At 48.7% G+C, this 12,252-nt stretch carries 11 protein-coding genes; 10 read left to right on the forward strand and 1 reads right to left on the reverse strand.

Features of this window, described 5'->3' with window-relative positions:
• The first annotated feature begins 119 nt into the window (after positions 1 to 119).
• From HEN33_RS22550 to cobO, 10 genes are all read left to right on the forward strand, one after another.
• Entirely contained in the window at positions 120 to 542 is a 423-nt protein-coding gene (locus HEN33_RS22550; RefSeq protein WP_077882822.1) for a hypothetical protein, read from the forward strand.
• Between the two features lie 542 nt (positions 543 to 1,084).
• Positions 1,085 to 1,534, forward strand: coding sequence for a methylaspartate mutase subunit S (gene glmS, locus HEN33_RS22555; protein WP_105278149.1), 450 nt, complete (start codon positions 1,085 to 1,087; stop codon positions 1,532 to 1,534).
• The gene (gene glmL / locus HEN33_RS22560) at positions 1,534 to 2,922 is read left to right on the forward strand and encodes a methylaspartate mutase accessory protein GlmL (RefSeq protein WP_176263630.1); all 1,389 of its coding nucleotides are present in this window, start codon (positions 1,534 to 1,536) and stop codon (positions 2,920 to 2,922) included. The genes glmS and glmL overlap by 1 nt, the downstream gene beginning before the upstream one ends.
• An 18-nt stretch (positions 2,923 to 2,940) precedes the next feature.
• The gene (locus tag HEN33_RS22565; protein WP_176263629.1) at positions 2,941 to 4,386 is read left to right on the forward strand and encodes a methylaspartate mutase subunit E; all 1,446 of its coding nucleotides are present in this window, start codon (positions 2,941 to 2,943) and stop codon (positions 4,384 to 4,386) included.
• A complete protein-coding gene (locus HEN33_RS22570) occupies positions 4,386 to 5,627 on the forward strand; it encodes a methylaspartate ammonia-lyase (RefSeq protein ID WP_176263628.1) in 1,242 nt (413 codons plus the stop codon). Before HEN33_RS22565 ends, HEN33_RS22570 begins: the two co-directional genes overlap by 1 nt.
• Before the next feature lie 3 nt (positions 5,628 to 5,630).
• On the forward strand, positions 5,631 to 7,001 hold the full coding sequence (locus HEN33_RS22575; protein ID WP_176263627.1) for an acyclic terpene utilization AtuA family protein: 1,371 nt from the start codon (positions 5,631 to 5,633) through the stop codon (positions 6,999 to 7,001).
• Entirely contained in the window at positions 6,998 to 7,315 is a 318-nt protein-coding gene (locus tag HEN33_RS22580) for a DUF4387 domain-containing protein (protein ID WP_000813947.1), read from the forward strand. Before HEN33_RS22575 ends, HEN33_RS22580 begins: the two co-directional genes overlap by 4 nt.
• A gap of 160 nt (positions 7,316 to 7,475) precedes the next feature.
• On the forward strand, positions 7,476 to 8,756 hold the full coding sequence (locus HEN33_RS22585) for a dicarboxylate/amino acid:cation symporter (protein WP_000724204.1): 1,281 nt from the start codon (positions 7,476 to 7,478) through the stop codon (positions 8,754 to 8,756).
• A gap of 107 nt (positions 8,757 to 8,863) precedes the next feature.
• Entirely contained in the window at positions 8,864 to 10,516 is a 1,653-nt protein-coding gene (locus HEN33_RS22590; protein WP_176263626.1) for a class I fumarate hydratase, read from the forward strand.
• A 9-nt stretch (positions 10,517 to 10,525) separates the two neighbouring features.
• The gene (gene cobO / locus HEN33_RS22595) at positions 10,526 to 11,128 is read left to right on the forward strand and encodes a cob(I)yrinic acid a,c-diamide adenosyltransferase (RefSeq protein ID WP_000388209.1); all 603 of its coding nucleotides are present in this window, start codon (positions 10,526 to 10,528) and stop codon (positions 11,126 to 11,128) included.
• 33 nt (positions 11,129 to 11,161) lie between these two features.
• Here the strand turns inward: cobO and HEN33_RS22600 are convergent, their stop codons facing one another.
• Entirely contained in the window at positions 11,162 to 12,067 is a 906-nt protein-coding gene (locus HEN33_RS22600; protein WP_001214260.1) for a LysR substrate-binding domain-containing protein, read from the reverse strand.
• Positions 12,068 to 12,252 lie beyond the last annotated feature (185 nt).

A 12,252-nucleotide genomic window follows, 5' to 3' on the forward strand; every position in this document is an offset into this window, starting at 1 on the left:
TTATAGATCAGTTAACCGAAGCCAATAAAATACTTTAATTTTCTATATATCCCCTATGGTAAATATTACTAAACAATACCTGGGGATTAATTTTTATTACTCACGGAAAGATTTAAATAATGATACCATCTCAGATTTCTTTCAATACTCTTCCTGTCAATGCAACATACGCTTCAGAGACAACAGTTGACACACAAAAATTCTCTGACATCCTCTACTCTGCGGGGTGTTCCCTAAAGGATCTGGCTTATCTGAGCAGATGTCTGGCATCAATACATCCGACTATCGCCAAAAACATTTATGAAACAGAAAATCTCAGCGATCAAAAATTACTGCATATTGATTGCCGTAGTACAAATGAAATCAAGATAAATATCTTTTTTGGTCAGCAACGAGAAGGATTAATTGAAATTAGTTCTGACACAGTCATTTTTTCGATACTGTCTTCATTGATTGACTCAGCTATTTCTGAACATCGACATCAAATCACCGTTAACGATTCAAATAATTCTGAACTATTTTATGAGGATTATACTGATTAAATCCACTCTGTGCGAACCTGTCCTGCATTTATGCCAGAAGTATTAGAATCTTTGCTTAACGTTACTCATACAGTAGCACCTTCATGTGCCTCTCTTTTTTACGAACAATCAAAAGAACTAACAAAGGGCATAATTCGTATAAATCATTAACCATTTGTTATATTCAACATTTTTTTTACATTAAGCAGAGATGAATTGCAGTGAAATTCAAGTTAAATTTTACAAAATGTATTACTCATGGCTAAAAAATCTCCCCAAAATGCAAATTAGAAGTTGATCACAATTATCTCAATACATCAAATCAAGTTAATTTTAAAAATTTAACATTCATGACATTAGTTGACATAACACGCTGAATTAAAATGAGAATTTAAAAACACATTTTAAACAATCATTTCCCGAAAGACATTTTGAAAATAGATCAATTGCAACATTACGGTCAGATAAAGACACTCCTCTGATATTAAACCTGTGCCGTTATGAACGGCCATAAATACGACGTGTGTAACTTAATTTACTCTCTGTCTTACAAAGGATTACCCATGAAGAAAGCAACACTTGTGATTGGCGTTATTGGCGCGGACTGCCATGCAGTAGGCAATAAAGTTCTGGACCGCGTTTTTAGCAACCATGACTTCAGAGTCATTAATCTGGGCGTAATGGTCAGCCAGGACGAATATATTGATGCTGCCATTGAAACTGGCGCTGACGCGATTGTCGTCTCCTCTATCTATGGGCATGGCGATATCGATTGTCTGGGCATGCGCGAACGCTGCATCGAGCGTGGGCTGGGTAACATCCTGCTCTATGTGGGCGGTAACCTGGTGGTCGGAAAACATGACTTCGCTGACGTGGAAACCAAGTTCAAAGAGATGGGATTTGATCGCGTCTTCGCCCCAAGTCATGACTTAGAAGATGTCTGCCAGCTGATGGCCCGCGATATCAACCAACGTCATGGCGTTGAAACTCGCATTCTTGAAGAGGCAATCTGATGCAAATCGTCTCTGTCGATATTGGATCGACGTGGACCAAAGCAGCCCTCTTCACCCGGGAGGGGGACGCGTTAACGTTGGTTAACCACGTTCTGACCCCAACCACCATCCATCATCTGGCAGAGGGATTTTTCTCCAGCCTTAACCAGGTGTTAAACGTAGATAATGCCCTCCCCCTGTTAAACCGCGGTGAGGTTGCATTGAAGTATTCCTCCTCTGCCAAAGGTGGGCTGGCGGTTGCCGCAATGGGATTGGTGCCTTCTATCACCCTGGAAACCGCGAAAGTAACCGCTCACTCTGCGGGTGCTAAAATTGCGCAATATTACGCCTACAAGCTGAACCGCCGTGATATCCAGGCACTGGAAGAAACGCAGCCCGATATTCTCTTGTTCACCGGCGGCACCGACGGCGGAGAAGAAAGTTACGGACTGAATAACGCCCGTGTGCTGGCAGAATCCAAACTCGACTGCGCCATTATTTATGCCGGAAACCGGGATATTCAGGATGAGGTGCAGGAGATCCTCGGGCATAAAGACCTGACCATCGTCGACAATGTTCTACCCGATCTTGACCATCCGAACCCTTTAGCTGCACGCCAGGCTATCTGCGACATATTCCTTAAACGCATCGTTAAAGGGAAAGGGCTGGATGTCATTGTTGATAAAACAGGCGAAGAACCAATGCCGACACCATGGACGGTCTTTGAACTGGTTAAGGCAATCAGTAACGTCGATCACAGCTGGAAAGAGTTCATGCTGATCGACATGGGCGGCGCAACCACCGATGTCTATTCCGCCTGTGCCAACACGCTCTCGCCCGACACTGTTTTACATGGCGTACCGGAACCCTTCGTAAAACGGACGGTGGAAGGCGATCTGGGAATGCGCGTCTCGGCAATGGTGGTTGGTGAAAGTGCGAAAGAGTTAGTCAGTGTGAATTTTGCTCAGCAACCCGCACAGTTGGACGCTTTTTATCATTACCTCCGTCATCTAGTCGCTCATCCCGACTACTTACCCGCGAATGCAGATGAAAAATATTTCGATACCGTCCTGGCCGGACTGTGTGTGGGTTATGCCACCGAAAGACATGCGGGCACCAAAAAAGAGGTCTGCACCTGCATCGGCAATGTCGATTTACAGATGGGACGCGACCTGACAACTGTGCGTAAAGTCGTTGGATCCGGCGGATGGCTCTCGCGTGCCAGTCAGTTCGATATGCATCGCTGGTTGAAATACCGCGAGTTAAACGACGACGGCAAACGCATTCTCTTACCGACCGAATTTGAATATTACCGCGATTCCCGGGGGCTATTACCACTGCTGGCAAACGTCGCCAGAGTCGATCCGCTGGCCGCCGCGCGCACCAGTATTCAATGCTTAACCCTATAACAATTAAGGCTGCAATCAATGGAACTTCGAAATAAGAAATTAACCCATGACGAATTCATGACCGAGCGGCAACAGGTACTGAAAACCTGGGAAACCGGCAAGGATGTTGAAAACTTTGAAGATGGCGTTAAATACCAACAAACCATTCCTGAGCATAAACGCTTCTCTCTTGCCCTGCTGAAAGCAGACAAGGAAGGTAAAACCCTTAGCCAACCGCGCGCAGGCGTGGCGCTGATGGACGAACACATCGAACTACTGAAAACACTACAAGAAGAGTGCGATCTGCTGCCGAGCACTATCGATGCATATACCCGTCTGAATCGGTACGAAGAAGCGGCTGTAGGGATTAAAAAATCCATCGAAGCCGGAACCTCTAAACTGAACGGTTTACCGGTAGTTAACCACGGCGTCGCAGCTTGCCGTCGCCTCACCGAAACTCTGCAAAAACCGCTACAGATCCGCCACGGCACGCCAGATGCGCGTCTGCTGGCTGAAATCTCGATGGCCAGCGGCTTTACCAGTTATGAAGGCGGCGGCATTTCCTACAATATTCCGTATGCCAAGCGCGTAACGCTGGAAAAATCGATCCGCGACTGGCAGTACTGCGACCGTTTAATGGGGATGTATGAAGAACACGGGATCCGCATCAACCGCGAACCGTTTGGCCCACTAACGGGTACGCTAATCCCGCCGTTTATCTCGCACTCTATCGCAATAATCGAAGGCTTGCTGGCACTGGAACAGGGTGTGAAGTCTGTCACCGTTGGTTATGGTCAGGTCGGTAGCCTGACGCAGGATGTTGCGGCGATCCAGTCTCTGCGGGAACTTGCACACGAATATTTTCAGAGCTATGGCTATACCGACTACGAATTAAGTACCGTGTTTCACCAGTGGATGGGAGGCTTTCCGGAGGACGAATCGAAAGCGTTCGCCATTATCTCCTGGGGTGCTGCCGTCGCGGGGATGTCTGGTGCTACCAAAGTCATCACCAAAAGTCCGCACGAAGCCTGGGGCATCCCGACTGCTGCTGCCAACATTCAGGGGCTAAAAGCCTCCCGCCAGATGCTCAACATGGTCAACGAGCAGAAATTCCCGCCGTGCCCGGCGGTTGAACTAGAAATTGAACTGATTAAGAGCGAGGTTCGCGCTGTACTGAACAAAGTGTTCGAACTGGGCAATGGTGATATTGCGCGCGGTACGGTGCTGGCATTTGAAGCGGGCGTACTGGATGTGCCGTTTGCGCCAGCCGCCTGCAACGCAGGCAAAATTCTTCCGGTCCGTGACAACACCGGCGCGATACGCGTACTGGAAGCCGGAGCCGTTCCATTGCCAAAAGATATTCTCGACCTCCACCACGATTACGTTGCTGAACGCGCGCGCTTTGAAGGACGCCAACCGACATTCCAGATGGTTGTAGATGACATCAATGCTGTATCCCACAGTAAATTAATAGGAAGACCATAATGAAAATAAAACAGGCCCTTTTTACCGCTGGCTACTCCTCATTCTATTTCGATGATCAGCAGGCGATAAAAAACGGAGCGGGTCACGACGGCTTTTTTTATACCGGAGAGCCGGTAACACAGGGGTTTAACGCCGTACGTCAGGCCGGGGAGTGCGTTTCGGTTCAGTTGATTCTGGAAAACGGTGCGGTCGCCGTAGGCGACTGTGCTGCCGTACAGTATTCCGGGGCAGGCGGTCGCGATCCACTGTTCCTCGCAGAGCACTTTATTCCGTTCCTCAACGACCATATCAAGCCATTACTGGTAGGCCGCGATGTGGATGCTTTCCTGCCGAATGCCCGTTTCTTCGACAAATTGCGTATTGACGGCAACTTGCTGCATACCGCCGTACGTTACGGATTATCACAGGCGCTGCTTGATGCTACCGCGCTGGCAACCGGCCGTCTGAAAACTGAAGTGGTCTGTGATGAATGGCAGTTGCCACGCGTGGCGGAATCCATTCCATTATTTGGTCAGAGCGGCGACGATCGATATATCGCCGTCGATAAGATGATCCTTAAGGGCATCGACGTGCTGCCCCATGCGCTGATTAATAACGTCGAAGAGAAACTGGGCTTTAAAGGTGAAAAACTGCGCGAATATGTCCGCTGGCTGTCGGATCGTATTCTGAGCAAGCGCACCAGCGCACGCTACCACCCTACCCTGCACATCGATGTATACGGCACTATCGGTCTGATCTTCGATATGGATCCGCTTCGCTGTGCGCAATACATCGCCAGTCTGGAAAAAGAGGCGCAAGGCCTGCCGCTCTACATTGAGGGGCCGGTCGATGCCGGTAACAAGCCCGATCAAATCCGCCTGCTGACCGCGATTACCAAAGAGCTGACGCGCCTCGGTTCCGGCGTGAAAATCGTGGCCGATGAATGGTGTAACACCTACCAGGATATTGTTGATTTCACTGATGCCGCCAGTTGCCACATGGTGCAAATCAAAACCCCGGATCTGGGCAGTATTCACAACATCGTCGATGCAGTTCTTTATTGCAACAGCCACAGCATGGAAGCGTACCAGGGCGGCACCTGCAATGAAACCGATGTCAGCGCCCGCACGTGTGTCCACGTCGCCCTTGCCGCTCGCCCTATGCGTATGCTGGTAAAACCGGGGATGGGCTTTGACGAAGGCTTCGATATCGTCTTCAACGAAATGAATCGTACTATCGCGCTGTTGCAGGCTAAGGATTAACAAATGGCTCGTTCTTTTAAAGTCTTATCGCCAACGGCAATCCTCGGGTATGGATTCCCGGAAGAGAGCTTCCGCAAAGCGATGGCAGAATCGCCCGATCTGATCGCCGTTGATGCAGGCTCTTCCGATCCTGGCCCCCACTACCTCGGGGCGGGCAAACCGTTTACCGATCGCGCAGGGGTCAAACGCGATCTACGCTATATGATCACCGCAGGCGTGCAAAATAATATACCGGTGGTGATCGGAACGGCCGGCGGTTCTGGTGCAGCTCCACACCTGGAGTGGTGCCGAGAAATAATTCATGAGATTGCCCGGGAAGAGCACCTCGCGTTCTCGATGGCGCTGATCCCGGCAGACGTTGACAAAGCCATCGTCCACCAGGCGCTGGATAACGGCAAAATCACGGCGCTGGATTTTGTCCCGCCGTTAACCCACGACGCGATTGACGAAAGTACGTATATCGTCGCGCAAATGGGCGTCGAACCCTTCCAGCAGGCGCTGAAAGAAGGCGCGCAAGTGGTGCTGGGCGGGCGCGCTTACGACCCGGCCTGCTTTGCTGCGCTACCGATCATGCAAGGCTTTGATGAAGGTCTGGCGCTGCATTGTGGGAAAATCCTTGAATGCGCGGCAATCGCCGCAACGCCCGGCTCAGGCTCTGACTGTGCGATGGGCATCATTGATGACAACGGCTTTACGCTGAAGACATTTAATCCGAAGCGTAAATTTACCGAAACGTCAGCGGCTGCACACACACTGTATGAGAAATCCGATCCCTACTTCCTGCCAGGACCTGGCGGCGTGTTGAACCTGAAAGGTTGCACATTTAAAGCGATCAATGATGGCGAAGTTTACGTCAGCGGTTCTAAGCATGAAGAAACGCCCTATGCCCTGAAACTGGAAGGTGCGCGGCGGGTGGGTTTCCGCTGTTTGACCATCGCCGGAACGCGCGACCCGATCATGATCGCCGGGATCGATAACATCATCGATGAAGTCAAAACCAGCGTTTCGCGTAATCTGTCCTTAGACGATGACAGCATTCGCATCAATTTCCACCTGTACGGCAAAAACGGGGTGATGGGTGACCATGAACCGATGCAAACTGCCGGGCATGAGCTGGGGATTGTCCTTGATGTAGTTGCACCGACCCAGGAAATTGCCAACAGCGTTTGCTCGCTGGTGCGCTCTACCATGCTGCACTACGGCTATGAAAACCGCATCGCTACCGCAGGCAACCTGGCGTTCCCGTTCTCCCCTTCTGATATCCAGGGCGGGCCGGTATACGAATTTTCCATATATCACCTGATTGAAGCCAACGACGCTCTGCGTTTTGATTTCCATATTGAACAAGTGACGCCAGAAGGAGTTCAGGCATGAAACAGTCAATTGTCTCACTGGCGCAAGTCATTCGTTCGAAAAATGCCGGACCTTACGAACTGGTTTTAGATATTTTATTTAAAACCAAAGAAAACTATGAGCGAGTCAAATCATCAGGGCAATTGACCCCAGAACTGATTGCGCGCTTATATCATGTTGAACCTGACTTTATTCATCGTATTGTCTGGTTTGATCCTTCTAACGCAGTAAAAATTGTCATGCCACGAGATATTATCTCCGGGAATGTAGGTGACAATGATGTCTATGGCGCACAGCAACATGCACCTTTATTAAATATGAGTTTCGATTTGTAAAAATCCGAACACTTTTAGCCAACTGACATCCAGTCACTTATTGCAGTTCAACACTTCAGCTATTTGTAAGGTTGTAATAGCAGGTAGATGCCTGAATCTCTATTCGGGCATCTACTTCTCCTGATTCTGATTTATCGCCGTGCACCTGATGGAGGAAAAAATGAAGAAAATAAGTTTAACCACGATGATTCTTTTGGCGCTGGTACTTGGAATGATTATCGGCGTAGTGCTCAATAACACTGCTTCACCGGAAACAGCAAAACTCTATGCGCAAGAAATATCGATATTCACGACGATTTTCTTACGACTGATAAAAATGATTATCGCTCCGTTAGTAGTCTCTACCCTGGTGGTAGGTATTGCTAAAATGGGCGATGCCAAAGCCCTTGGTCGTATTTTTTCTAAAACACTCTTTTTATTTATTTGCGCCTCATTGCTGTCAATTGCCTTAGGCTTGATAACGGTAAATTTCTTCATGCCAGGCACAGGAATTAATTTTGTTGCACACGGTGCCGAAACCACCGGAGTGGTCGCGTCAGAACCCTTTACACTAAAAGTATTTATTTCGCATGCTTTCCCCACCAGCATTGTCGATGCCATGGCGCACAATGAAATTTTGCAAATCGTGGTGTTCTCAATTTTCCTCGGCTGTAGCCTGACGGCGATTGGTGAGAAAGGCAGCGCCATCGTTCACGCCTTAGATTCGCTGGCACATGCCATGTTAAAGCTCACTGGCTACGTCATGCTCTTCGCTCCCCTGACCGTATTCGCCGCTATTTCAGCATTGATTGCTGAACGAGGACTGGCAGTTATGGTGAGCGCCGGGATCTTTATGGGTGAATTTTATTTCACCATGTTATTACTTTGGGTGCTGCTTATCGGTCTGGCCATCGTTTATGTCGGCCCCTGCATCAGACGCCTGACCCGCGCCCTTTCAGAACCCGCCCTGCTGGCATTTACCACATCCAGTTCTGAAGCTGCTTTTCCGGGAACGCTTGAAAAACTGGAGCAATTTGGCGTTTCCCCCAAAATTGCCAGCTTTGTCTTACCCATTGGCTACTCATTTAATCTCGTTGGATCAATGGCCTACTGCTCCTTCGCCACAGTTTTCATCGCCCAGGCCTGCAATATCCATTTATCCATCGGTGAGCAAATCACCATGCTGTTGATCCTGATGTTGACCTCGAAAGGAATGGCTGGCGTACCACGCGCCTCAATGGTGGTTATCGCCGCCACGCTCAACCAGTTCAATATTCCGGAAGCGGGGCTGATCTTGCTGATGGGCGTTGATCCGTTCCTTGATATGGGGCGTTCCGCGACAAACGTCATGAGCAACGCAATGGGCGCTGCGATGGTGAGTCGGTGGGAAGGCGAACATTTCGGCGAGGGCTGTCGGGGTAAAGCATTAAAACCCAATGAATCGAACGTTGCTCTGCCCTGAGGGGGATCTTAAGCAATCAGAAGCCAATGACTACGCATTTTTATAAGCCGGATCATGAAGTTAGACGGCAATTAAGTAACACTAACGTTTAAGGTGAAAAGTGAAATATGTCCAAACCATTTATCTGGCAAGAACCGTTTCTACAAAATAAAGACGGTACAGAATATACATTAATTAGCGATCAACATATTACAGTAACGGAATTAGACGGCGAAGAAGTAATAAAAATCGCTCCTGAAGCATTAACGCTGCTTGCCCGGCAGGCATTTTATGAAGCCTCTTTTTTCTTACGTTCCGCTCATTTGCAACAGGTCGCCAGCATTCTTAACGATCCGCAGGCCAGCAGTAATGATAAATACGTTGCGTTGCAGTTATTACGTAATGCTGAAGTCTCAGCAAAAGGGGTATTACCCAACTGTCAGGATACCGGCACCGCAACTATTGTTGCCAGTAAAGGGCAACAGATATGGACCGGAGGCAACGACGCCGAAGCCTTAAGCAAAGGCATTTACACCACTTTTCAGGAAAATAATCTGCGCTTTTCACAAAATGCGCCGCTGGATATGTATACCGAAGTCAATACGTACACCAATCTACCGGCGCAGATTGATATCAGCGCCGTCGCTGGTGATGAGTACCATTTTCTCTGTATTAATAAAGGGGGCGGCTCTGCCAATAAAGCCGCGCTTTATCAGGAAACCAAATCCTTATTGCAACCAGAAAAACTGACCGCGTTTTTAATCGACAAAATGAAATCGTTGGGCACGGCCGCCTGCCCGCCCTACCACATCGCCTTTGTCGTCGGAGGGCTTTCAGCCGATCAAACCTTAAAAGTTGCCAAGCTGGCCTCTACGAAATATTACGACAATTTGCCCACCAGCGGAAACGAGCAGGGACAAGCATTCCGTGATATTGAGCTGGAAAAAGCGTTGCTCGAGGCCAGTCAGCAATTTGGTATTGGTGCGCAATTTGGGGGTAAATATTTCGCTCATGATATTCGCGTCATTCGTCTGCCGCGTCACGGTGGCTCTTGCCCGATAGCTATGGCGCTCTCCTGTTCTGCCGATCGCAATATCAAAGCCAAAATTAACGAGCACGGTATCTGGCTGGAAAAACTCGAACACAATCCGGGGCAATATATTCCAGCCTCATTGCGGGAAGAAAATCACGCGCAACATGTACACCTGGATCTAAATCGTCCGTTGCGTGACGTGATGCAGGATCTCGCCAGATTACCGGTAGGTACCCGCGTGTCGTTAAGTGGTCCCATCGTAGTGGCGCGCGATATCGCCCACGCAAAAATAAAAGCGCGGCTGGATAGCGGCGAATCGATGCCGGATTACCTGAAGCATCATATTGTCTATTACGCTGGCCCGGCGAAAACACCGGAGAACATGGCCTGCGGTTCACTGGGTCCAACCACGGGCGGTCGAATGGACGGTTATGTCGAAACCTTCCAGGCGGCTGGCGGCAGTCTGGTGATGTTATCGAAAGGTAACCGCAGCCAGCAGGTCACCGATGCCTGTCACAAACATGGCGGCTTCAATCTGGGAAGTATTGGCGGTGCAGCTGCGTTACTGGCGCAAGAATATGTCAAAAGTCTGCGTTGCCTGGAATACCCGGAGCTGGGTATGGAGGCGGTGTGGATGATGGAAGTGGAAAATCTGCCCGCATTCATCCTGGTTGATGATAAAGGCAATAATTTCTTTAGCCAGTTTGAGCAGCAACACCGCTGCGCCAGTTGCCCTGCGGGACATTAAGGAAAATGAATGGAAGCGCGAATTTCAACTGAACGGCATGTGCAGCGCCAGCAGAAATTGAAGGAACAGGTCGATACGCGCGTCGCGGCGGCGATAGAGAAAAAAGGGATCTTGATTGTTTTCACCGGCAACGGCAAAGGGAAATCCACTGCCGCGTTTGGTACTGTAACGCGCGCGGTGGGCCATGGCAAAACGGTGGGGGTTGCGCAGTACATCAAGGGGCAATGGGACAACGGCGAATACAATCTTCTCCAGCCGCTGGGAGTGGAGTTTCATATTATGGGAACCGGTTTTACCTGGGAGACACAGAACCGGCAAGCGGATATCGATGCGGCGAAAGAGGTCTGGTCGGAAAGCAAACGGATGCTGGCTGACAAGCGTTACGACTTAGTGGTGCTTGATGAGCTCACCTATATGCTGGCTTACCATTATCTGGATACAGAAGAAGTGATCACTTCTCTGCAAAACCGTCCGGCACAACAAAGTGTCATTGTCACCGGACGCGGTTGCCACAGTCAGATATTAAAAATGGCGGATACGGTAAGTGAAATCCGCCCCGTCAAACATGCTTTTGATAACGGCATTCAGGCCCAGCCGGGGATCGACTGGTAATAACTGCGCCTGGCATCCCGCCAGGCGCAGGTTTTACATCTCCTGCGGTACGACCGATTTCGCCAGCAACCATTCACGAAATTGCTGCAAGTGCGGAGAGTCAGACTTCTCTTCCTGCCACGTCATAATAAAACGATTACCGGTACGAATAGGCACATCACAGGGAATCACCATATCGCCACTATCCAAATCATGTTGAATAGCGAACCGTGGTAACAGCGCCACGCCGAGATTAGAGCGCACGGCGGCAATCAGCATTGAAAGCAAATCGAAACGTGGTCCGTTATTGACCAGCGGACTGCTAACGCCAGATAAAGCAAACCACTCTTCCCAGCCAGTAATACGGGTGCTTTGATGCAGAAGTGGTAACTCAGTAAGCAGTTCTGCCACTGACAGTTTTTGATCGGACATTGCAAGCAAACTGCCGCTGCATACCGGCAAAATCTCCTCTTCAAAGAGATATTCTACTTCCGCCCAGGGCGCGCAAAAATTTTCGCGCATAATGACAGCATCGTACTCCCGATTAAGAAAATCGCCGTTATTAGCTAAAGAATGAATATTAACAATAATATCGGGATGTAACTTTGTGAATTCATGTAAATTTGGGATTAACCAGTGGGTACTAAAAGTAGGATTAACGGCAAGTTCAATAACCTGAACCGTAGGCTGCCATGTCATAATCGTATTGGTATCGCGCTCCAGCTTATTTAATGTTTCTTTTACTATCCCCAGGTAATACTTCCCTGCATCATTAAGAAAAATGCGTTTTTTAGAGTGTGAAAATAACGGAGTATGTAAAAATTCCTCCAGCGCACTTACTTGTCTGAATACAGCACTTTGGGTTAACGCTAACTCCTCTGCCGCTCTGGTATAACTTTCATGTCGTGCGACGACCTCAAAAGTCACCAGCAGCTCCGTTTTAGGTATTTTTCCTCGCATAATGCCGTCCCTTAAAAATAGTTTAAACTATCAAAAATACATTACTTATTACGAAGTAATGGTAACCAAAACAGCAATAAATAATTTATAAGAATCATGATTAACATTTATAACCCAGTAAGCCTGGCGTGACAATTATCTTAATCAGATAATAATAATCCGAAAAGCACAGCACCTTTCGGATT

Source organism: Escherichia sp. 94.0001 (genome assembly GCF_013369155.2).
Taxonomy (GTDB): domain Bacteria; phylum Pseudomonadota; class Gammaproteobacteria; order Enterobacterales; family Enterobacteriaceae; genus Escherichia; species Escherichia coli_F.